Source organism: Paraburkholderia sp. JPY419 (assembly GCF_050435705.1).
In the GTDB taxonomy this organism is placed as follows: Bacteria; Pseudomonadota; Gammaproteobacteria; order Burkholderiales; family Burkholderiaceae; genus Paraburkholderia; species Paraburkholderia youngii.
In genome coordinates this window covers 1,096,279-1,119,148 of sequence record NZ_JBNDKV010000002.1, presented here as the reverse complement: position 1 = coordinate 1,119,148, position 22,870 = coordinate 1,096,279, and the positions used below count along the sequence as shown (strand labels likewise).

Below are 22,870 nucleotides of genomic sequence, written 5' to 3'. Positions count from 1 at the left end.
TGCCGGCACCCCGGCCTCTCGAAAAAATTTGGAAGTTTTTTCGTCGAGGGGCTTGGAAAACTGATTCAAGCTGTTTTATAATCTTTTTCTCCCAAGCAACGGCCCGCTTGGATCCGACGAAGCAGCAGCGAGTTGGAATACCCGGAAAGGTGGCAGAGTGGTCGAATGTACCTGACTCGAAATCAGGCGTACGGTTTCCCCGTACCGTGGGTTCGAATCCCACCCTTTCCGCCAAATTCTGAAACCCCTTGATTTCACCGAGATCAAGGGGTTTTTTGTTTTGGCTTTTCGAATTGTTTTGCCAAGGCAATCCGATGTTGTTCAAGCATCATCATTTCTATTGGCGAAATCCATTGTTTCAATTTTTTGTACATGAGCTATTCGTTGCTCGTGGGTCTTTTTCATCCGATTTCCATACAAATACCTTAAGCGATACCTGCTGCGCTGTCTTCTCATTCATTTGCGGGGACATATTCGGGATATGGCCGTCGCGCGCTATAAGGGGTCGAAGTAAGAAAATTTGCGGGCGACCCGCCCCCCGATCGACTTCTTAAAGTGCGAATCTTCGCGGACCCAACACATCTCCGCAAGATCTGCCTTTTTTTACAAATAAATACGATTTTTGGCTGGGCTCGGTCATTCGTTCAGGGTACGATTTACGCCGTCAGCAGCTTTTACGGGAAGAATTTTCCTGTAAGACAAGAGTTGCGGCAGTAATCGGTAAAAGGTTCGCAAGGCAAACGTTTGCGGACTGACGCGCACCAGCATTGTCAATCTGGACCACCGCGAGGAGCCTCTTCGCGAGCATCGGTTCAATCGGACATCACAGACGTGCGTTCCACGGCACTTCAGGACAAATGTTTTTAAGGAATGCAAATTCATTTGCATCGAATCCTTATGCATTGTCCGTCCGAATCACAGCGAATTCACCTTTGGTCTTTTTATCGGGAATTTTCCCGACATTTGGAATTACTCTGCGATGATAAAACGACGTCAATTCATTGGGGGTCTCACGGCCCTGAGCGCAAGTTATCTTTTGGCCGCATGTGGTGGCGGTGGATCCGGCACCGCGGACGACAAGACTGCCGCTGCTGCCGCAGCAACCGGCGCTTCCGGTACCGCGGCTTCCAAAACGGCCGTCGCAAAGACGAGCGATCCGAACAGTGTCTCGATTCCGCCCGCCTCGTCCATCACGGACAACTCCGGCAACGTCTGGACGCTGTCCGGAGGTGTCGGTGGCTCGGTCTACTGCAACGGTTCGCCGGCAAGCAACACCTACAACGTGCAGATGGTCCTGTTTTACGCCGGCGTGATCTATCACGAGGGCACGGGTGGTCAGTTCTACCAATGGACGGGCTCGGGCTGGAAAGGTTGCATCGACCCGCGCCTCGGTGGCACCTCGGCTGATGGCACCACGATCCCCGGTTCGTCGTACATCATCGACAAATCCAACAACATCTGGACGGTGAACAACGGTGTCATTCTCTGCAATGGGGCGCCCGTAGGCAACACGTACAACGTCTCGCTGCTGTTGTGGTACGGCGGCAAGATCTGGCATTGCGGCACGGGTGGCCAGTTCTACGTGAACAACGAGACCGCCGGTCATTGGCTGCCATGTAGCGATCCGCGCACCGCGATCGCACCGGCCGCGGGCATGTTCTACGGCATGAACGGCCACTTCGACTACACCTACACGCCTCAACAGGTCGTGTCGATCCTGAAGGGCATGGGCTGCACCAGCTATCGCGTGGGCTGCACCAACACTTCGAACCAGCTGAACGCACTGATCGGGCTTGCGCAGGCTTTCCAGTCGGCGGGCATGACGTTGATCGTGCTGATCAATCAGGGCGTCTACGACTCCAATGGCAACGTGTTCGCCAACGAGAGTGCCGCTTACAACCAGGGTTACTCGGTCGCCCAAGGCATCGCGAACGCACTGAAGCCGTATGGCGTGACCATATACGAATGCGGCAACGAGTTGACGCGCACGAACGCCACCGTATTGGACTTCACCAGTGCGGGCACGAAGGCGTCGGACTTCAACAACGCGAACTGGCCGGCGATGCGCGGCGTGATGCGCGGCATGATCGACGGCGTGAAGTCGGTTCAGTCCAACGCGAAATGCGGCATCAACTTCTGCGTGAACGATGTCGGCGCAGCGGACGCGCTGTGGGAAGGTATGCAGCCCGATGGTAGCGGCGGCCACCCGACCGTGCGCTGGGATATCACCACGTGGCACAACTATGAGGTGTATGGCGACGTGTTCTCCCTCGGTGCGGACGGCGCTCAACCTGGCTTCGATCTGCCGACCTATTGCAAGGCCCGTTACGGCGTGCCGTTCCTCATCACCGAGTGGAACACCGGACCGGAACGAGACGAGACCTATCGCGGGAACTACATCACGACCAAGCTCGGCGAGTTCTATCAGAATCGCAAGACGCACAATATCCAGGGCGTCATGTATTACGTGCTCGATAGCGGCGACGAGACGTTCGGCATCATGAAAAACGGCACACCGTTGAATCCGGCGTACAGTGCGTTCCAAAGCTTCACGGCGGCGAATCCCGACAACTAAGCCGCAGATATCGACGCAAGCAAGCCTGAGCGTCGGTAAGAATCGCGCCCGACCCCTTGCCTCAGCGTATCGAGGCGAAGGGGTGGGCGCCTCATCCGACTCGAAACCCTCCATCACCTTCCTCAACGCGCCCGGCGACGACCGCGAAGCCGAGCGGACCCACCATTTAGTTCGGGAAACCGAACGATGGGCGTTGCATGGCTCGACGAAGATTCGAGCCTTTTCGCCGCAAGTCCATGTGAACCCGCAGGCCGGGCAAGCCCCACCACGCACGAACGGGGTCACTCTGATTCGGGCGCGAGCCCGAAATCGCCCCGCTAGCGCCGCCGCCTTCCGAGCATCTTTTCAGCCGGTTTGCTCGGGGTCCCTCCGCGATCCTCTGTACAATTGCCCGAAATCGCCCATCGAGCGGCGGTTGCGGGCCGCCGGGCTTTCGGGCGCGGCGGGTCATCTCGCGTTTGACCCGCGACTCACATCGACTGAATTCATGGCCATTACCTACAAGACTCCCGACGATATCGCGAAGCTGCGCATTGCAGGCCGCCTCGCGGCCGATGTGCTGGCAATGATCGGCGAGCACGTCAAGGCAGGCGTCTCGACCGACGACCTCGACGCGCTGTGCAACGACTACATCGTCCATACGCAGAAGGCGATTCCGGCCAACGTCGGCTATCTGGGCTTTCCGAAGACCGTCTGCACGTCGGTGAACCATGTCGTGTGCCACGGCATTCCGAATCGCGGCGAGATCCTGAAGGACGGCGACATCATCAACATCGATGTCGCGATCATCAAGGACGGTTATTTCGGCGACACCAGCCGCATGTACTGCGTCGGCCAGCCGAGCACGGTCGCGCGTGCGCTGATCGACACGACCTACGAGGCGATGGTGGCCGGCATCCGCGAGGTGAAACCGGGCGCGACGCTCGGCGACGTCGGCCACGCGATCCAGAAGGTTGCTCAGCGCGAGGGCTTCTCGATCGTGCGCGACTACTGCGGGCACGGCATCGGCAAGATCTATCACGAGGACCCGCAGGTGCTGCACTACGGCCAGCCGGGGCAGGGCGTTCGCCTGAAGCCGGGCATGGTCTTCACGATCGAGCCGATGATCAACGCGGGCCGCGCCGGCACGTCGGTGCAGCGCGACGGCTGGACCGTGATCACGAAGGACCGCTCGCTGTCGGCGCAATGGGAACACATGGTCGCCGTGACCGACGACGGCTATGAACTGCTGACGCCGTGGCCGGACGGCACCGGCGACTACGACGCACCGTGAGCGGCATCGCATATTCTGGTCAATAATAAATTTGACTCGCCGGCCAGTTCGGTTAAAGCTACGCGTTAGGGTTTCCAGGGGTTTTCGTCTGCATGAGTCCGTCATTGACCGTTCGCCGCATCACTGCTGATCAGGGCGCCGTTTTTCGCGAACTCCGCACCGCCTCGCTGCGGGAGGCGCCATATGCGTTCGGCGCGACGCTCGAGGATGCGTTGTCGGCCGATGCCGCCAGTTTCGACGCGACCGCGGCGAATCACGCGGTTTCGCAGTCCGTCGGCACCTTCCTGCTCTACACCGAGGGCCATCCGGCCGGCCTCGTCGAGGCGCATTTCGACGACACCGCGGCGCGCCGCGCGTTCGTCTGCGAATTGTGGGTGGCGCCGGCCGTGCGTCATCTGCGCGGCGGCGAACTGCTGGTCGACACCGCGAGCAGCTGGCTCGCGAATGCGGGCGCCACGGAAATCTACGCGTGGGTCGCCGACACTAACCGCAACGCGATGCGCTTCTACGAGGCGCTCGGCTTTGGCCCGACCGGCGAGCACCGGCGCGTCGAGCGCGCGCCCGAGCAGGTCGAAAGTCTGCTGGTGCGGCACGTGCCGACTACCTCGCAGGTGCTTCAACAGTGATCACCCGAGCGGCGCGTTGCGCGTGCCGCTCGTCTTCGCCGTCCGTTCATCACGGTCTTTTTCCCGCCAGCATTTTTCTTGCGCACCGTCGCGCGTCGATAGCATCGACGACACGCGTCGCGCCCACGCGCGCGAGCACCGATTCTCCCGGGAAAAATAGTGGCCGCGCGCACGTACGCCTGTAAAATACGCAAAATTTTTTGCCGAACGCTATGTCGCCCAAGAAATCGCCCTTTTTCGAACTGCGCAGCGGCTCTGTCGACACGCTGATGTTCGTGGTCAAAACGACCGACCTCGATGCGATGCGTGCCGAGCTGACGCGACGCTTCGAGGCGACCCCCGAATTCTTCGCTAACGACGTCGTCGCGATCGACGTACGGCGTCTCGCCGACAGCGAACGCGTGCCGCTCGCCGATATCGCGCAACTGCTCGACAGCGTGCGCATGCGTCCGGTCGGTGTGGTCGCGAATGCGGAGCAACAGTGGGCGACGGAGTCGGGATTGCCGCTGCTCGAAGCGCGCGACCGACGCGGCGCGCCGGCCAGACAGGCCGATGAGGACAGCACGGCGAGCGCGGCAAGCGCGGCGGCAGGCACCGAGGCAAGCGCCGGGACGAGCGCGGCCACCAGCACCGCATCCGCAACCGCCAGCACGGCTTCCGCCGCCGTCGAACCCACCTCCGCCGCCGAGCCGGTGCGCCTCGCCACGTCGCCGCAAACGATGGTGGTCGACAAGCCGCTGCGCTCCGGCCAGCGCATCTACGCGAAAGGCGATCTGGTGGTGCTCGGTCTCGTCAGCTATGGCGCCGAGGTGATTGCGGAAGGCAACATCCATATTTACGCGCCGCTGCGCGGCCGGGCATTGGCCGGCGTGCAGGGCAATCACGACGCGCGCATCTTCTGTACGTGTCTCGAACCGGAACTGATCTCGATCGCGGGCATCTATCGAACGACCGAGAACCCGCTGCCGGCCGACGTGCTCGGCAAGCCGGTGCAGATCTGGCTCGAAGACGAAAAACTGATGATCGAACCGCTGCGGCTCACGTAAAGCGCCGAGAAACGCGCGCTGCCCGAGCGATTTCGGCATGCGGCGTTTCAGGGCGACGCGCGCCGCGCATCAATTGACGCATTTGACGAACACAAGGTAAGGGTAATGGCAAAAATCATTGTGGTGACTTCGGGCAAGGGTGGCGTGGGCAAGACGACCACGAGCGCGAGCTTTGCGTCGGCCCTCGCGTTGCGCGGCAGCAAGACCGCCGTGATCGACTTCGACGTCGGCCTGCGCAACCTCGACCTCATCATGGGCTGCGAGCGCCGCGTCGTGTACGACCTGATCAACGTGATCCAGGGCGAAGCGAATCTGAACCAGGCGCTGATCAAAGACAAGAAGTGCGAGAACCTGTTCATCCTGCCGGCTTCGCAGACGCGCGATAAGGACGCGCTGACGATGGAAGGCGTCGAGAAGGTCATCAACGATCTGATCGCGATGGACTTCGAATACATCGTCTGCGATTCGCCGGCCGGTATCGAGTCGGGCGCGCTGCTTGCGATGCACTTCGCCGATGAAGCGCTGATCGTGACGAACCCGGAAGTGTCGTCGGTGCGCGACTCCGATCGCATTCTCGGCATCCTGTCGTCGAAGACCAAGCGTGCGATCGAAGGCAAGGAGCCGATCAAGGAGCATCTGCTGATCACCCGCTACAACCCGAAGCGCGTCAGCGAAGGCGAAATGCTGTCGCTGACCGACATCCAGGAAATTCTGCGCATCGATCTGATCGGCGTGATTCCGGAGTCGGAAGCGGTGCTGCACGCGTCGAACCAGGGTCTGCCGGCCGTGCATCTGGACGGCACCGATGTGGCCGAAGCCTATAAGGACGTCGTGTCGCGTTTCCTCGGCGAGCAGAAATCGCTTCGCTTTGTCGATTACCAGAAGCCCGGGCTGCTGCAGCGCCTCTTCGGCACCAAGTAAGGGGAGCGCACGTAATGTCGATTCTTTCGTTTTTGCTGGGCGAGAAAAAGAAGTCCGCGTCGGTAGCGAAGGAACGCCTGCAGTTGATCATCGCGCACGAGCGCGCCGGCGGCCATGCGCCCGCCGATTATCTGCCTGCGTTGCAACGCGAACTGGTGGCCGTGATCTCGAAGTACGTGAAGATTTCCGATGACGACATACGCGTGAGTCTCGAGCGTCAGGACGATCTCGAAGTGCTCGAAGTCAAGATCGAAATACCGCAGGCCTGAGCTTCCGATGGACCGCGGTCCATCTCGCATCATGTGCAGGACGTCGCATTGCATGGTGTTGGATCGACGCGATGGCGTGCGGCGTTCGGCTGTTCCTCTGGCTTCTGTCTGAAGCCGTCTCTTCGCGCCTGCACGGCGCTCCTCATTTCCCGGTCGAAATAAACCGTTGCACTTCAGCGGGTGCCGTTACAGGCGCATCGTCAGCCTCGCGTCGCCCTCGCGCATTAAACCGGTAACGCCGCATCCGGTGTTCAACCTAAGAGGGAAATCATGAACAGAAGCTTTCGCCTGCTGCTTGCCAACACCGTTCTGATCGCCGCGGGTGCCGCCGCAATGGCCTCGGCTTCGGCCGCGGAAGTCGTCATCGTCGCGCCGTCCGCGCCGCCCGTCGAACGCTTCGAAGCGGTGCCCGCGGCGCGCGCCGGCTATGTGTGGGATCACGGTCACTGGCGCTGGGATCACGGCCGCTACGTGTGGGTCGCCGGGCACTGGCAGGCCGAGCGCGTCGGCTATCACTGGATGCCCGGCCACTGGATCGAGCATGGTCCGAACTATCGCTGGGTACCGGGACACTGGGCTTGATGCGGCCGTCGATCGTGCTTGCGACGCGCCGCGCGTGGTCGTCTACTGACGCGGCGAGCCGGAAGCATCCGTCGTGATGTCGTCTGCGGCATCACCGGCGGGCGGCTCGCCGTCGACGCTTCCCGCTTCGGGCACCTCGACCTCGGGCACTTCCGGCACCGGCGCGGGCGCCGGTTGCGGCAGCGGCGCCATGTAGCGCTCGGCGAGCGACTCATAAAGCGGCGGTGCGAACAGGCGCGACACGCGGCTCGCGATCAACGCGGTGGCCATCAGCGAAATCACGAGCGCGTGACCGTCGATCATCTCCATCACGATCACGAACGACGTGATCGGCGACTGCGTGACCGCGGCCAGATAGCCGACCATCGCGAGCGCGATCAGCATCGGCAACTGCATCGAATCGAACACCATGTGCAGCAGATTGCCGAAGCCCGCGCCGATCGACAGCGACGGCGCGAAGATGCCACCCGGAATGCCGGGCAGGTACGAGCCGACCATCGCGATCATCTTCAGGAACGGATAGAACACCGACAACTGCCCGTGTCCCTCCAGCAGGCCACGCGCTTCGGTATAGCCGCTGCCGAACGTCGTGCCGCCCGCGATCACGCCGACCACGGCGATTGCGAAGCCGCACAGCGCGGCGAACACGACCGGCCGCTCGCCGTGCAACTGACGCAGCGGCGCCGGAATCCAGCGCGCGGTGTTGAGCAGCAGCCAGCCGAAAATGCCGCCCGCGATGCCCGTGACGATTGCGGTGAGCACTACCGCGACGGCGAGCAGATCGGGGAAATGCGCGCCGATTCTGATCGTGCCGAAATACGTGTAGTTGCCGTTCAGGCCCAGCGCGACTACACCCGCAACGACGATCGCGGTGATCAGCACACCGCTCGTGCGGGCCTCGAAGCTGCGCGTCAATTCCTCGATCGCGAACACAACGCCCGCGAGCGGTGTATTGAACGCCGCCGATAAACCCGCTGCCGCGCCCGCAAGCGCGAGCTGCCGTTCGATTTGCGCATTCGAGCGCGGGTAGAAGCGGCGCAGATTGAACATCAGCGCGGCGCCGACCTGCACGGTCGGTCCTTCACGGCCGATCGTCAGGCCGCCGAGAATCGCGATAAACGATACCCCGATCTTGCCGAGCAGAATTCGCAGCGAGAGCAGCCTCGCGCCGTACCCGCGCTGCTTCGTGTGCAGCGTCGCGATGACCTGCGGGATGCCGCTGCCCTCGGAGCCGCGAAAGAACTTGCGCGTGAGCCAGACCGCGAGCGCCGCGACCACGGGTGTGACCACGAGCGGTGCCCACGGATATCGCTGCCGGACATCGAGAAACGCGTCATAACCCCAGTCGATCAGACGCGCATAGAGCACCGCGACCAGACCGACGGCGATGGCACCGAGCCAGAAGATGCCGTATTGCCGCCACAGGCGTTTCGTGCGACGCATGACAGCGTGCGAACGGGAAGGGAAGGGCCGGGACATGAATTCGATTCGTGCAAAGGGCCCAGTATAAAACGTGCGGGACAGGCCAGAATGCGTGAAAGACTTTTGAAAAATGAACTACGATGGATTGTCAGGCGTATATCTTTTGTTGCGTATATCTTTTGTTGTAATTCGCCGTATTGAAAACCGGACCGGGCACAATGCCCATTTGGCAGGGGGGCGGTAATAACGTCGGCTAGAATAGTTTCCACTTCGGAAAACGAAGAGACCCTCAATGAAGCGAATCCTAATCGTCAAGGTCACTTCACTAGGCGATATCGTGCAGGCGCTGCCAGTCGTCGCCGATATCAAACGCGCATTTCCTGGTGTTCAGGTGGATTGGGCGGCGGACGAAGCATTTGCACCAGTCGTGCAGTGGAGCCAGGGCGTCGATCGCGTGCTATGCGCGCCGCTGCGCCGCTTCAAGAAGTCGCGTCGCTGGAGCGATCTGAAGGCGATCTGGGCATCGATCGGCGAACTGCGCGCGTATCACTACGACTACATCATCGATATCCACGGCGTCTACAAGAGCGCGATCATCGCCTTCCTCGCGCGCTCGTCGCGGCGCTTCGGCTATCAGTCTCAGGATCTGGGCGAGCGGGGCGCCTCGTTCGCCTATACCGGGCGTTTCGGTCCACGCCCGCAAGGCAGCGCGTGGCACGGCATGCGCATCAGCGCTAGCGAGGCGCTCGGCTACGAAGTGGAAGGCCCGCCCATCTACGACCTGCGGCTTCCTGCAGTCGTGCCGCAGCCGTTCGCGACGCAGGACGCGCCTGTCGCGGCGCTCTTTCATGCCACCTCGAAAGCCGAGAAGAAATGGCCGCTCACCCATTGGGTGGCTGTCGGGCGCGAGTTGAGCGAGCGCGGGTTTCGTGTGGTTCTGCCGTGGGGTTCGGACGGTGAGCTTGCTGAAGCCTTGCAGATTTCCGCACAGGTGCCGGGCGCGACCGTGCTGCCGCAAATGAGCGTGACCGAAGTCGCGCAGATGATCGACGCGTGCGCGCTCGTGGTCGGTACCGATACGGGCTTCGTGCACCTCGCGCATGCGCTGCAGAAGCGCACCGTGATGATCTTCGTCGCGACGTCGCCATCGCATTGCGGCGTCGAGACGCCGTATCGCTCGACCTCGATCGGTGACGGTCGCTCGGTACCGCCCATTAGCGCGGCGCTCGAAGCGATCGACTATGTACACGCGGCGGAGCCGGTCCTCGCTATGCAGCACGGATCGGCCGCCGCCTGAGTTCACGCAATCGTTTGCGCAAAAGAAAAAGAGGGGCGACACGTAGTCCACCCCTGCGGGCGGGGACTGCATCGTCGCGCCTCGAAGAACGCCCGTGTCGGGGAACAGCGGGCGGAGAGGAATCGATTACACGTCTGTTAAAACTGTCGCTTTTCGTTGGACGCCGCAGCGTCCGATGCGCGCACGACAAGGCGGCCAGCTGGTAGGTCGCGGTGCATCGAGGCTCGCGCGGCGCGCGTTGAACCGCTCGATTGCGGCGACGCTGGCGCGGCCAGCAAGGCTTCTATCGCGACAGTGCGCTCAACGGAGTATAGGCGGTGTTTTTCGCCAGGGCGGCGTGATCAGGTGATAGCGGGGCAGGCCGTTCGAACACGCCGGTCCAACGCGCCGATCCTGTAACAGCCCGGTGATCTTCCCTTACAAATCGCAACGTTCGCCGGGGCGCGCGTCGTGTCCAATCGGGTCATTCGGGGTTTGCGCTCGAATCAATCCGACTCGATGGAGAACAACATGAAACGCTTGATCCTGACTCTCGTGGCCGGCGCACTGCTGGCATCGGCGCTCGGCGGCTGCGTCATTGCGCCGGCGCCGGGCTACTACTACGGCGGCGGTGGCTACTACCATCACGGCTACTACCACTAAGCCGCGCTCGAGCTCCTCGAGCCACTGGTCTCAGGCGACCAGCATTTCGAATGCGACCACCGCGGCAATAGCCGCGGCGTTCGCGGCCAGCGCCTCGACGACGATGGATTTCCATGACGCCGGACGGAAGCGCAGCGCGAGCAGCAGCGAGCCGAGCAAGGCCAGCGCGATGATCATCACGATATCGGCATTGTGAAGATGGACGTTCATGCGAGTCTCCCTGTTTTTTATAGGGTTATGTCAGGGAGTATAGGGAAGTCAAAAAGACGCGCAAGGCGGGGGATTACCCGGGCCGCCGAGCGGAAACGTCGAAGCAATAATGCCCGTTGCATACTGGCGCAGACGCGTAAAAACTGCGCGTGAGCGGCATCGGTCGAACTTCGGCAAACGCGAATCGACGCAAGCGTGGTTGCGTCGATTCGCATTGCATCACTTCATCAGACTCGCGTCACGCGTCTCGCGCATGCAAAGGACGCCGACGAGACTCACGGCCGCCGCGACCGACACGTACGCGCCGACCCACGGCAAGCCGCCATGCGCGGCCAGCACCTGCGCGATATACGGCGCGACCGACGCACCGAGAATCCCGCCGAGGTTGTATGCGACGCCGGCACCCGTGTAGCGCACATTGGTCGGAAATAGCTCTGGCAGCAGCGCGCCCATCGGCGCGAACGTCACGCCCATCAGGAACAGCTGGATTACGAGGAACAGCAGCACCAGCAACGGCTCACCGCTGCCGAGCAGCGGCGCCATCGTGAAGCCCGACAGGATCGCCGCGATGATGCCGACGATCAGCACCGGCTTGCGCCCGAAGCGGTCGCTCGCGCGGGCCGACAGCGGCGTCGCGATCGCCATGAACACGACCGCGATGCACAGCAGGCCGAGGAACGTCTGCCGCGGAATATGCAGCGAGCCGACGCCGTACGACAGCGAGAACGTCGTCGCGTTGTAGAACAGCGTGTAGCAGACCACCATCGCGAGCGCGCCGAGCACGGTCGGCACCCAGTGCTGCGAGAACAGCGTCGCGATCGGCACGCGCACGCGTTCCTTGCGCTCGATCGCTGCTTGGAACGCGGGCGTCTCGGCGATCTTCAGCCGCACGTACAGGCCGAGCGCGACCAGCACCGAGCTGACGAGGAACGGCACGCGCCAGCCCCAGCTACGGAACTGCTCGTCGGAGAGCGACATGGCGAGCGCGAAGAACAGGCCGTTGGACGCGAGAAAGCCGATCGACGGTCCAAGCTGCGGAAACATGCCGAACCAGCCGCGTTTGCCGGCCGGCGCGTTTTCGGTGGCGAGCAGCGCGGCGCCGCCCCATTCGCCGCCGAGGCCGATACCTTGGCCGAAACGCAGCACGCACAGCAGGATCGGTGCAAGGCTGCCGATCGCGTCGTAGCCCGGCACGAAGCCGATCAGCGTGGTCGACAGGCCCATCACGAGCAGCGACGCAACCAGAGTCGACTTGCGGCCGATGCGATCGCCGAAGTGGCCGAACAGGAACGAGCCGATCGGTCGCGCGACGAACGCGATGCCGAACGTGACGAACGCGGACAGCGCTTGCGCGGTGGCCGAGCCATGCGGGAAGAACACCGGTCCGATTACGAGCGCCGCGGCGGTCGCGTAGACATAGAAATCGTAGAACTCGATCGCGGTGCCGATGAAGCTCGCGAAGATGATCCGCGCGCTACTATTTTGCCCGCTTGCGGGCTGAGCCGCGGAAATCGGCGAAGTGGACATGCAGGGGTCTCCAATTGTCGTGAGGCCGCGGCGCGCCGAGCCTTGCTTAGCAAGGCGGCGCGCGAGGTCGGCATCCTCGTTGAGGTATAGGTTTGGGCGCCGCACGCGGGTGGCGCCGCGGCACTGCAGTCGGCTCATGCGCCGCGCCGACGGGTGTGCGGGCGGCGTGAGCCATGCCGGAAGGCTCCGGCGCGGGGAATCGGAAAATTATAGCGAGCGCGCTCGTCGCGCAGCAATGGCGGCGTAAGCTTGCGCGGCAACGAGGGGTGCGTTGAGAGCTATGCGCAATGACTCGAGCAGGTCACCTGTGGCCTGCCCGATGCGGTGATGCGCGAGATGGCGCGTGTCAGCGCACCCGCCAGGCACGCTCATTCGTACGTTTCCGCTTGCGGCGAGGCGAGTTCGCGCAACTGGAACTTGCCGTTGTCGTTGAACAGCCAGTCTTCGAACAGCTCGAGCTGACCGCGGCCGTTCAGCAGCTTGCCGGGCGGTAGCGGCAGCGGCGCCGAGCGGCGCAGCGACGCGAGCGCGGTGCTTTCGGCTTCGTCGTCGCCGTTGGTGCGATACACCGACGACTGGACGATGCGTCCATCACGATCGACCGTGAACGACACCACCACCAGCGAGCGCAGCATCGGCTGAGGCCTGCCCTGGAGCACATACGACGGATTGCGCTCGACGATTCGTCGTGCGACCGCGTCGCGATATTGATCGAGCGTCGCGCTGTTGATCGCGGCGACCGGTGTGCTGACGGTTTCGTGCGGCGCGAGCGGAGTGATCGTGCAACCGGCCACAGCGACGAGACCAAGCGCGGCGAGCAACAGCCGATGCCTGGGTGCTGCGGTGAAGAAGTGGGGGGCCACACGGGGAACAGAACGGGGAGAAGTGCGTGAGAGCATCGTCGACCAACCGCGAGGAGAACCTGATTGAATGGTAGTCAAAAACCGGCGGGATTCAATTGGCGTTCGCCCGCCGAATGTCATTGCGCATGCGCCGCTGACGCGCTTCGCTTTCGGATGTAATGGTCGGAAATATGCGCGCGTTGGTCGGCGGGCGAAACCCGCCTACACTCTGATGGCCTCATGCTGAGGCATCGGTGGAAGTCTTTTCAGCCCGCTTCTCGCGGGCTTTCTTTTACCTGCGATTCGCCAATTACACGCGGCAACAAAAAAGGCGAACTCGCCAAACGGGTCCGCCTTTTCGCTCTCGGTTCAACCAGCCACGCCGCAAGCCCAGGCTCACGGCGCTGCCCAATCATCGATTACTTCAACGCCGCACGCGCTGCCTTCACCGCGGCCAGCACCTGCTCAGGCGCGGTGCCGCCCGGATGATTGCGGCTCGCCACCGAGCCCTCGAGCGTCAGATACGAGAACACGTCGTCGCCGATAAGATGCGCGACGTTCGGCAGTTCGCTGCGCATTTCGTCGAGCGTCAGGTCCGCGAGGTCGCAGCCGCGGTCGGCGCATACGCGCACCGCGAGCGCGACGGCTTCGTGCGCGTCGCGGAACGGCAGGCCGCGCTTGACCAGATAGTCGGCGAGGTCCGTCGCGGTCGAGAAGCCTTGCAGCGCGGCGTCGCGCATCGCCTGCGGCTTGACCGTGATGCCGGCGACCATTTCAGCGAAGATGCGCAGCGTGTCTGCGACCGTATCGACGGTGTCGAACAGCGGCTCCTTGTCTTCCTGGTTGTCCTTGTTGTACGCGAGCGGCTGGCCCTTCATCAGCGTGAGCAGCGCCATCAGATGACCGTTCACGCGGCCGGTCTTGCCGCGCGCGAGCTCGGGCACGTCCGGGTTCTTCTTCTGCGGCATGATCGACGAGCCGGTGCAGAAACGGTCGGCCAGATCGATGAAGCCGACGCGCGGGCTCATCCACAGCACCAGCTCTTCGGAGAAGCGCGACACGTGTGTCATCACGAGCGCGGATGCGGCCGTGAATTCGATCGCGAAGTCGCGGTCGGAAACCGCATCCAGCGAATTCGCGCAGATGCCGTCGAAGCCGAGCGTCTTCGCCACGGCGTGACGATCGATCGGATAGCTGGTGCCGGCGAGCGCAGCCGCGCCGAGCGGCAGACGGTTCACGCGCTTGCGGCAGTCGACCATGCGCTCGGCATCGCGCGAGAACATCTCGACGTAGGCGAGCAGGTGATGGCCGAACGTGACCGGCTGCGCGACCTGCAGGTGCGTGAAGCCCGGCATGATGGTCGCGGCGTTCTGCTCAGCGATGTCGAGCAACGCTATGCGAAGTTCGGTGAGCAGCCCGCCGATGCGGTCGATCTCGCCGCGCAGCCACAGGCGAATGTCGGTCGCGACCTGGTCGTTGCGCGAGCGGCCGGTATGCAGGCGCTTGCCGGCGTCGCCGATCAGCGCGGTCAGGCGCGCTTCGATGTTCAGGTGCACGTCTTCGAGATCGAGCTGCCATTCGAACTCGCCGCGCTCGATTTCACCCTTGATCTGCGCCATGCCGCGCTCGATCGCGGCGAGGTCGTCGGCGGAAATGATCTTCTGCGCGGCGAGCATCGACGCGTGCGCGAGCGACCCTTCGATGTCGACGAACGCCAGACGCTTGTCGAAGAAGACCGACGACGTATAGCGTTTGACGAGCTCCGACATCGGCTCCGAGAAGCGAGCCGACCAGGCTTCGCCTTTTTTGTGCAGTTGGGACGTCATGGTGTTGAGCGGTAAAAACGAGCGGTGAAGAGGCTGGCGACGCGAGTGCGCGAGTCGTGCAGAAGCGCCGCCGCAGCGAAGAAAGACGGAGATTTTAACACCGGGCGAGGGCGGCCAAGGCGCTGCCGCCCATCGCGGACCCATTCGCGGGCCTATTCGCGTGCCTATTCGCGCACCAGCACCACCAGCTTCAGATCTTCGCGATGCGCGGGCTTGAACGTGATCTGGTCATAAACGATGCGCCCGTCGCGCGGATGGTCGAACTCGCGCCTGCCGCCCTCGCGCCCGCCGACGTCCTGCGAGGCCCAGTAGCGCGCGAACTCGTCGCTCGCGGCTGAAAGCGAATCGATCAGCCCACGCGTGGGCGCATCGTTCAGATGGCGGATCGAGTCGGCGCGGAACTCGGCGGCGAGCCGCCGCGCGCGCGTTTCCCAATCGACGATCAACGCGCGCGCGGCAGGCTCGGTGAACGTGAAGCGCAGCAGGTTGCGGTCGTGCGCGCCGTCGAGCCAGCCGACGAACAGATCGGCCGCGCGCTCGTTCCACCCGAGCGCATTCCACTGCCGGTCGAGCACGTAGGCCGGCGTGTCGATGAGCTGCACGGTTTGCAGCAGCGTGGCGGGTGCATCGGCGGCGGCGGGATCGGGCTCGGCCGGATCGCGCTGCGCGGCTAGCTCGAACAGATATGCGCGCTCGGCGCGCGACAGCTGCAACGCGACCGCGATGCGCGCGAGCGCATCGGCGGAAGCGGACACCGGCCGGCCCTGCTCGATCCACGTGTACCAGGTCGGGCTCACGCCGCATAACTGCGCGACTTCCTCGCGCCGCAGACCGGGCGTGCGGCGGCGCGGCCCTGGCGGCAGACCGACCGCCTGCGGCGACAGCCGCTCGCGATGGGCGCGGATGAAGTCGCCGAGTGCGCGGGCCGGCGTGGCGTCGAGCGGCGGCGGATGATCGGCGGAGGACGGCGTCGTCATGCTATCGGCTGAGCGTGGAGGGGAGTAATAGAGATACCAGAATAATTGCCGAACTTGTACTGGTACATGGCGGGCTCTATTGTAGCGGCTGGATTCGCGCAACGCGTTGTTCACCATGTCGACGCGCAATGAAAAAAGCCGGGTGTGGCCTGCGTCGGCCACACCCGGCTTTTGCTTGCTTCAGCGTCGAGCTCAACCGGTATTGCGCAACCCCGCCGCGATCCCGTTGATGCACAAATGAATGCCGCGCCGCACGCGCGCATTGGTGTCGCCCGCGCGATAGCGTTTGAGCAGTTCGACCTGCAGGTGATTGAGCGGGTCGAGGTACGGGAAGCGGTTCTTGATCGAGCGCGCGAGCAGCGGATTCTCGGCGAGCCGCTCGCTCTTGCCGGTGATCTCCGACAACACCTTCGACGTGCGTTCCCACTCGGCAACGATGCGCTCGAACACGTGCTTGCGCAGCTTCTTGTCGGTCACGAGCGCCGCATAACGCGACGCGACCGCGAGGTCGGTCTTCGCGATGACCATGTCCATGTTCGACATCAGGTTCGCAAAGAACGGCCAGCTCTTGTGCATCTTCTTCAGCAGCGCGAGGCGGCGCGCGCGTTCCGCGTCCGACGGCGCGCTGTCCAGATGCTCGGTGACCGCGCTGCCGAAGCCGTACCAGCCGGTCAGCAGCAGCCGGCATTGGCCCCACGAGAAGCCCCAAGGGATCGCGCGCAGATCCTCGATCTTGCGCTGCTTGGGGTCCTGCAGCTTGCGCGACGCGGGGCGGCTGCCGATGTTCAGCTCGGCGATCTCCGCGATCGGCGTCGACTCGAAGAAATACTCCTTGAAGCCCGGGGTTTCGTAGACGAGCGCGCGATACGTGGCCATCGCCGTATCGGACAACTGCTGCATCGTTTCCTCGTACACCGGCAACTCGGCCAACGTGTGGTCGTGCGGCAGCAACGACGCTTCGAGCGTCGCGGCCACGACGGTTTCCAGATTGCGCCGGCCGATTTCCGGATTCGCGAACTTGCTCGCGATCACTTCGCCCTGCTCGGTCAATCGGATCTGACCGTCGACGGTGCCCGGCGGCTGCGACAGGATCGCCTGATAGGTCGGGCCGCCGCCGCGGCCGACGGTGCCGCCGCGTCCATGGAACAGACGCAGCGTCACGCCGCGTTCGTTGAACAGCGACAAGAGCGCCAGCTCCGCGCGATACAGCTCCCAGTTCGACGTCAGGAAGCCGCCGTCCTTGTTGCTGTCCGAGTAGCCGAGCATCACTTCCTGCTCGTTGCCCTGATGTTCGATCAGCGTGCCGATGCCCGGCAGCGCGAACAGATCGCGCATGATGTGCGGCGCATTGCGCAGATCGGGGATCGTCTCGAACAGCGGGATCACCATCAGGCCCGCGCGCGCTGGGTCGTGCTCGTCGCCTAGACGCCCACGCAACAGGCCGGTTTCCTTCTGCAGCAGCATCACCTCGACCAGATCGCTGACGGTTTCCGTATGCGAAATGATGTAGTTGCGCACCGCGCGCGCGCCGAATTTCTCGCGCGTGACGCGCGCTTCCTCGAGCACCGCGAGCTCGCTCTTCACGAGGTCGGAGTACTCGGCATAGGGCACGCGCAGCGCGCGCGGCTGCGCGAGTTCGGCGAGCAGCACGTTCAGCTTGTCCGTTTCCGACAACCCCGCGTAGTCGTCCTCGACACCGGCGCGCTTCAGCAGCTCGGCGATCACCGCTTCGTGGATGTCGGAGCTTTGCCGCAGATCGATGCTCGCGAGATGGAAGCCGAACACTTCGGCCGCGCGAGCGAGCGGTGCGAGACGCGGCGCGGCGAGCGGCGCGCCGTGATGCTCGGCGAGCGAATCGATCAGCACGTGCAAGTCGCGCACGAAGTCGGCGGCGTCGTCGTAAGGGGTCGCGCGAATCGGCGCGACGCCGCGGCCGGCGCTGCGCAGCGGCACGCTGCCTTCGCCGAGACGCACGCGCGCGCTCGCCGCGAGCCGCGTGTAGATGCCGATCAACGCGCGACGATACGGCTCGTCGGTGCGATGCGGCGAGTGGTCGGGCGAGATGGCCGCGAGCTCATTGAGCGCATCGCTCACGCCGACGAGCACATTCGACATCGACAGCTCCTCGCCGAGCTTGTGCACCTGCACCAGGTAGTGCTCGAAGATCACCGCGGCCTGACGGGTGATCGCGTTTTCGAGCGTATCGGCGGTGACGTTCGGATTGCCGTCGCGATCGCCGCCTATCCAGCTGCCCATCTGGAAGAACGGCGGCAGGCGCGCTTCGAGGCCATGCTCCTTCAGCGCCTCCTCGATGTCGGCGTACAGCGCCGGCACTTCTTCGAGGAAGGTGCTGCGGTAGTACGACAGCGCGTTCTCGATTTCGTCGGCGACCGTCAGACGCGCGTCGCGCAGCATCCGCGTTTGCCACAGCGACGTGACGCGCGCTCGCAGCATCGCTTCGTTGTGCGCGCGCTCGCGATTCGTCAGCGGCTGGTCGCGCTCGGCGAGCAGCCGCGCGATGTCGTGCTGCGCGTCGAGAATGCTCTTGCGCTGCACCTCGGTCGGGTGCGCGGTCAGCACCGGCATGATCAGCGCGTCGTCGAAAAACCGCTGCAGCACCGGCGTCGCGGCGGCACCGGCCGCGACGAGCCGCTCGAGCGCATGCGCGATCGTGCCCGGCTGCGAGGCCGAGCCCGCGAGCGCGTGAATGCGGTGACGACGGTTGCGGTGGCGGTCCTCGGCGATGTTCGCGAGATGCGAAAAATAGCTGAACGCGCGCACGACGCTGACGGTCTGCTCCGGCGTCAGCGAGCGCAGCTTCTTGTCGAGCGTCTGCGCGGCGGCGCTATCGTCCTCGCGACGGAAGCGCACCGCGTTCTGCCGGATCGTTTCGACGACGTCGAATACGGCGTCGCCTTCCTGCTCGCGCAGCACGTCGCCGAGCAGCCGGCCGAGATAGCGGATGTCCTGGAACAGCGGGTGGTCCTTATCCTCGCGCGTGCGGCCGCCGTTCTTCACGGTGGGCGCGGCGGGGGGCTCAGCTTGCGACACGGCCTCGAGCTTTTCCGTTTTAGCGGCGCGCGGGGGTGTCGCGTCTCCTTCGATCTTGATCTTGACCTTGGCCGGCTTGCTGGCGGTGGCCGAAGTCGCGGCTTTTTCGGCCTTGCCGGATTTCGTTGCTTTGGGCGCCTTGTCCTGCTTGACGGGCACAGAGGTTTGCGAGGCCTTCGAGGCCTTGGCGGCTTGCGCGGCAGCGTTGGACAGGACGTCGGGCGCCGCGGCGTCGGCCGGGCGAGCGGTGGGCGAGGCAGTGTTGCGGCGGGCGGGGCGCGCCGATCCGGAAGACGTCACGATGAGTTTCCTCGGGGAAGCCAGGGTCTGTTGATTGATGAACTGCGACTGCGAACTGCAACCAGCAAGTACAACGTGAACTGCGTACAACAGGGACTGCGCAACGGACTACAAGACAGACTGCTAATGCGACTGCAACAAAGACTTGAGACGGCGGACTGCAAACGGCGACTGCCGACCCGCTACGAAGCGAGCCGCGCGTGCCGCACCGCGTGCGACGAACCGCGCAAGCGCTGCCGATCGCGCGACGCCGACGAGGGAGAAGGGAGCCACGGGCTGCCAGCCCGCCGAGAGACTGAACGCGCGGCACGCATTGCCGCAGCGTGTTCGCCGCATTGCATCATCCCGCATGCCGCCGCGCGGCGCGAAGCCCGTCTCCTCCATCGATAGCGCTTGCGCACGGCGCCCCGCGGTGCCTTGGAACCCAAGGGCACAAATAAGGGCGCGTGCTAACATTGATTGTTATCCCATCCCGACATCAAGCAGCAAGCTAATGAACACCGAGACGTTTTCCACGCCACCCCACACGCTTGTGATTGCGTCGCGAGAGAGCCGCCTTGCCATGTGGCAAGCCGAGCACGTGCGATGTGCGCTGCACAAATTATATCCATCTTGTGACGTAAAAATCCTCGGAATGACGACACGTGGCGATCAGATTCTCGATCGCACGCTGTCGAAGGTTGGTGGTAAGGGGCTCTTCGTGAAAGAGCTGGAAGCCGCGCTCGCCGATGGCCGCGCCGATCTCGCGGTGCATTCGCTGAAAGACGTGCCGATGGAGTTGCCCGCCGGTTTCGCGCTATCCACCATCATGGAGCGCGAGGACCCGCGCGATGCGCTCGTATCCAATCAGTACGACTCGCTCGCCGCGCTGCCGGCCGGTGCCGTGGTCGGCACCTCGAGCCTGCGCCGTGAAGCGATGCTGCGCATGCGCTATCCGCATCTCGACGTGCGGCCGTTGCGCGGCAATCTCGATACCCGACTCGCCAAGCTCGATCGCGGCGACTACGCGGCGATCATTCTGGCCGCGGCAGGGCTGAAGCGTCTCGGTCTCGCCGAGCGCATCCGCGCGGTGCTCGATCCCGAGGATAGTCTGCCCGCGGCGGGCCAAGGCGCGCTCGGCATCGAGATTCGCGCCGATCGCGCGGACCTCGCCGCATGGCTCGCGCCGCTGCATCATCAGCACACGGCGGCGGCCGTCGAAGCGGAGCGGATGGTGTCGCGCGCGCTCGGCGGCAGCTGCGAGGTGCCGCTCGCCTCCTACGCAACCTGGGGCGACGGCGCGCTGCATCTGCGCGGCATCGTCGCGACGCCGGACGGCAAGCGCGTACTGAGCGCGCAGGCGTCGGCGCCGGCGCCCACCATCGAACGCGCGCTCGCGCTCGGCGAGGAAGTGGCGCAGTCGCTCGCGCAGCAAGGCGCACTCGAGATCGTCCGCGCGCTCAGCACCGCGAGCGGTCCCGCGGCTGCGCCCGGCGCGGCGGCCAGCGAGTGATGGCCGCCGGCACGCCCGGGAAGGCGCCGTTCACGGTCGTGATCACGCGGCCGGCCGGCCAGTCGAGCGAACTCGTCGAACGGCTCGAAGCAGCCGGACTCGCGTCGCTCGACTTCCCGCTGATCGATATCGCGCCCGTCATCGACGACGCGCCGTTGTGCGCCGCGCTCGCGTCGCTCGAACGCTACGCGCTGGTCGTGTTCGTGTCGCCGAACGCGGTCGATCACGCGTTCGCGCGCCATCACGATATCTGGCCGCACGCGCTGCCGGTCGGCGTGGTCGGTCCGGGCAGCGTGCATGCGCTCGCGCGCCACGGCGTCAGCGCGCCAGAGCATCGCGTGATCAGCCCCGCGGCGGGTGCCGACGACGAATCGACGAGCTTCGACTCCGAGGGCCTGTTTGCGGCGATCGAGGCGCAACTCGGCGCCGCGGGCCTCGAAGGCAAACGCGTGCTGATCGTGCGCGGCGACGGCGGCCGCGAATGGCTCAGCGAGCGCCTGCGTGAAGCTGGCGCCGAAGTCGACACGGTCGCCGCGTACCGGCGCATCGTGCCGGAGCCGTCGATCGGCGCCTGGGCGCGCGTGCACGAACTGCTCGCGGGCGCGCCGCACGCATGGCTTCTGACCAGCTCCGAAGGCGTGCGCAATCTGCAGGAACTCGCGCACGAGCATCTGACCGCCGGCGAGATCGAGCAGCTCAAACACGCGCCGCTCGTCACCCCGCATCCCCGCATCGCACAGACCGCGCGGGCATTGGGTTTTGATAGGATTACGGTGTCCGGCGCGGGCGACGAGCGCATAGTCCGCGCCCTCGTGGCCGCGGCCGCCGTGCCTCCCGTCGTCCAACCGGTACCCTCCAACCCGGCTCAACCACGCATGACTGAAACGAACGCATCCACGAACGCCTCACCTCAGCCGCCGGCAAGCACCGCCTTGCCGCCGAATCAACCCTTCACGCCGTACGAAGCGCAAAAGCGCCGCAGCACGAGCGGACCGCTGCTGTGGTTTGTCATCGTGGTGATCGCATGCGCGGTGGGCGTGGGCGGCTTCGCGATGAACCGCAAGCTGGTGCGCACCGAGCAGGAGCTCGCGCAGCGTCAGCAGGCCAACGACACACAGACCAACGAGCTGCGCATCAAGATCGACCAGGCGCTCGCCACCGCGCATCAATCGGACGCGCAGGTCGCGCAGCTCGAAGGCAAGCTCGCCGATGCGCAGGCCGCGCAGCAGGCGCTGCAACAGCAGTACGCGGATCTCGCGCGCAATCGCGACGACTGGACGCTCGCCGAAGTCGGGCAGATGCTGTCGGCGGCCAGCCAGCAGTTGCAGCTGACCGGCAATACCCAGCTCGCGCTGTTCGCATTGCAAAGCGCCGATACGCGCCTCGCGGCGTCCGATAGCCCGCAGGCGCTCGCCGTGCGCAAGGCGATCGCGCAAGACATCGACAAGCTGAAGGCCGCACCGTCCACCGATCTGACCGGCCTCGCGATCAAACTCGACAACGCGATCGATCACGTGAGCGGCCTGCCGCTCTCGGGTGAAGCACCGATTCCGCGTGCCACGCCGCACGCGGCCACGTGGGCCGACACCGCGAAGGTGGCGGCGGCCACCGGCAAGCCGCGCTGGGAAGTGTGGATCGACGAGGTCACGCACGGCATCGGCGAACAGCTGTCGAGCCTCGTGCAGGTGCGCCGTATCGATAACGCCGACGCGATGCTGGTCACGCCGGATCAAGGCTACTTCGTGCGCCAGAACCTGAAGCTGCGTCTGCTATCGGCGCGTCTCGCGCTGCTGTCGCGCAACCAGACCACGCTGAAGTCCGACCTGGAGGCGGCGCAGTCCGCGTTGACGCGCTACTTCGACACTTCGTCGAAAGACACGCAGATGGTCATCGATCTCGTCAAGCAGGTGGACGCCGGTTCGGCCGCGGTCGAGCTGCCGAACCTCGATACGAGCCTGCAGGCCGTCAATCAATACCGGAACCGGGGTTAAT

General features: G+C 64.3%; 18 protein-coding genes and 1 tRNA gene. 12 read left to right on the top strand and 7 right to left on the bottom strand.

The window, feature by feature from the left end; genetic code table 11:
* Nucleotides 1-143 precede the first annotated feature (143 nt).
* The 8 genes from QFZ91_RS11290 to QFZ91_RS11255 all read left to right on the top strand — a co-directional run bounded on the left by QFZ91_RS11290 (nt 144) and on the right by QFZ91_RS11255 (nt 7,292).
* Nucleotides 144-234 (top strand) — tRNA-Ser (locus QFZ91_RS11290).
* Nucleotides 235-979: 745 nt separating this feature from the next.
* The gene (locus QFZ91_RS11285; protein ID WP_176379853.1) at nt 980-2,575 is read left to right on the top strand and encodes a hypothetical protein; all 1,596 of its coding nucleotides are present in this window, start codon (nt 980-982) and stop codon (nt 2,573-2,575) included.
* 487 nt (nt 2,576-3,062) lie between these two features.
* Complete coding sequence (gene map, locus QFZ91_RS11280) at nt 3,063-3,848, top strand: type I methionyl aminopeptidase (protein WP_176109278.1); 786 nt, start codon at nt 3,063-3,065, stop codon at nt 3,846-3,848.
* Nucleotides 3,849-3,940: 92 nt separating this feature from the next.
* Nucleotides 3,941-4,474 (top strand): GNAT family N-acetyltransferase, encoded by a 534-nt coding sequence (locus QFZ91_RS11275; protein ID WP_026227959.1) that lies wholly within the window; start codon nt 3,941-3,943, stop codon nt 4,472-4,474.
* A 212-nt stretch (nt 4,475-4,686) separates the two neighbouring features.
* Nucleotides 4,687-5,520, top strand: coding sequence for a septum site-determining protein MinC (minC, locus tag QFZ91_RS11270; protein ID WP_176121180.1), 834 nt, complete (start codon nt 4,687-4,689; stop codon nt 5,518-5,520).
* A gap of 105 nt (nt 5,521-5,625) precedes the next feature.
* Nucleotides 5,626-6,441: a septum site-determining protein MinD gene (gene minD / locus QFZ91_RS11265; RefSeq protein ID WP_013088749.1), complete on the top strand. Its 816-nt coding sequence runs from the start codon at nt 5,626-5,628 to the stop codon at nt 6,439-6,441.
* Between the two features lie 14 nt (nt 6,442-6,455).
* A complete protein-coding gene (gene minE / locus QFZ91_RS11260; protein WP_008922443.1) occupies nt 6,456-6,710 on the top strand; it encodes a cell division topological specificity factor MinE in 255 nt (84 codons plus the stop codon).
* Between the two features lie 270 nt (nt 6,711-6,980).
* Nucleotides 6,981-7,292, top strand: coding sequence for a YXWGXW repeat-containing protein (locus tag QFZ91_RS11255; protein ID WP_429567277.1), 312 nt, complete (start codon nt 6,981-6,983; stop codon nt 7,290-7,292).
* 42 nt (nt 7,293-7,334) lie between these two features.
* On the opposite strand, the gene QFZ91_RS11250 is transcribed toward QFZ91_RS11255, so the two are convergent.
* Nucleotides 7,335-8,735 carry a chloride channel protein gene (locus QFZ91_RS11250; protein WP_429567276.1) on the bottom strand — a complete coding sequence of 467 codons (1,401 nt, stop codon included), beginning with the start codon at nt 8,733-8,735 and terminating at the stop codon, nt 7,335-7,337.
* Between the two features lie 271 nt (nt 8,736-9,006).
* Here QFZ91_RS11250 and waaC point away from each other — a divergent pair, with 271 nt between their 5' ends.
* Nucleotides 9,007-10,011 carry a lipopolysaccharide heptosyltransferase I gene (gene waaC / locus QFZ91_RS11245; protein WP_368718580.1) on the top strand — a complete coding sequence of 335 codons (1,005 nt, stop codon included), beginning with the start codon at nt 9,007-9,009 and terminating at the stop codon, nt 10,009-10,011.
* A gap of 510 nt (nt 10,012-10,521) precedes the next feature.
* Nucleotides 10,522-10,653 carry a hypothetical protein gene (locus tag QFZ91_RS11240; protein WP_255208797.1) on the top strand — a complete coding sequence of 44 codons (132 nt, stop codon included), beginning with the start codon at nt 10,522-10,524 and terminating at the stop codon, nt 10,651-10,653.
* Between the two features lie 30 nt (nt 10,654-10,683).
* On the opposite strand, the gene QFZ91_RS11235 is transcribed toward QFZ91_RS11240, so the two are convergent.
* From QFZ91_RS11235 to ppc, 6 genes are all read right to left on the bottom strand, one after another.
* Entirely contained in the window at nt 10,684-10,863 is a 180-nt protein-coding gene (locus tag QFZ91_RS11235; RefSeq protein WP_013088754.1) for a hypothetical protein, read from the bottom strand.
* A 219-nt stretch (nt 10,864-11,082) separates the two neighbouring features.
* Nucleotides 11,083-12,390, bottom strand: a complete 1,308-nt coding sequence (locus tag QFZ91_RS11230; RefSeq protein WP_176379847.1) for an MFS transporter — start codon at nt 12,388-12,390, stop codon at nt 11,083-11,085.
* A gap of 368 nt (nt 12,391-12,758) precedes the next feature.
* Complete coding sequence (locus tag QFZ91_RS11225) at nt 12,759-13,289, bottom strand: energy transducer TonB (RefSeq protein ID WP_176379846.1); 531 nt, start codon at nt 13,287-13,289, stop codon at nt 12,759-12,761.
* A gap of 362 nt (nt 13,290-13,651) precedes the next feature.
* Nucleotides 13,652-15,058 (bottom strand): argininosuccinate lyase, encoded by a 1,407-nt coding sequence (gene argH, locus QFZ91_RS11220; RefSeq protein WP_176367034.1) that lies wholly within the window; start codon nt 15,056-15,058, stop codon nt 13,652-13,654.
* A gap of 164 nt (nt 15,059-15,222) precedes the next feature.
* Nucleotides 15,223-16,035 (bottom strand): helix-turn-helix transcriptional regulator, encoded by an 813-nt coding sequence (locus QFZ91_RS11215; RefSeq protein WP_429567275.1) that lies wholly within the window; start codon nt 16,033-16,035, stop codon nt 15,223-15,225.
* A 192-nt stretch (nt 16,036-16,227) separates the two neighbouring features.
* On the bottom strand, nt 16,228-19,386 hold the full coding sequence (ppc, locus tag QFZ91_RS11210; RefSeq protein ID WP_429567274.1) for a phosphoenolpyruvate carboxylase: 3,159 nt from the start codon (nt 19,384-19,386) through the stop codon (nt 16,228-16,230).
* 493 nt (nt 19,387-19,879) lie between these two features.
* Here ppc and hemC point away from each other — a divergent pair, with 493 nt between their 5' ends.
* Complete coding sequence (gene hemC, locus QFZ91_RS11205; RefSeq protein ID WP_429567273.1) at nt 19,880-20,878, top strand: hydroxymethylbilane synthase; 999 nt, start codon at nt 19,880-19,882, stop codon at nt 20,876-20,878.
* The gene (gene hemDX / locus QFZ91_RS11200) at nt 20,878-22,869 is read left to right on the top strand and encodes a fused uroporphyrinogen-III synthase HemD/membrane protein HemX (RefSeq protein ID WP_429567272.1); all 1,992 of its coding nucleotides are present in this window, start codon (nt 20,878-20,880) and stop codon (nt 22,867-22,869) included. Before hemC ends, hemDX begins: the two co-directional genes overlap by 1 nt.
* Nucleotide 22,870 lies beyond the last annotated feature (1 nt).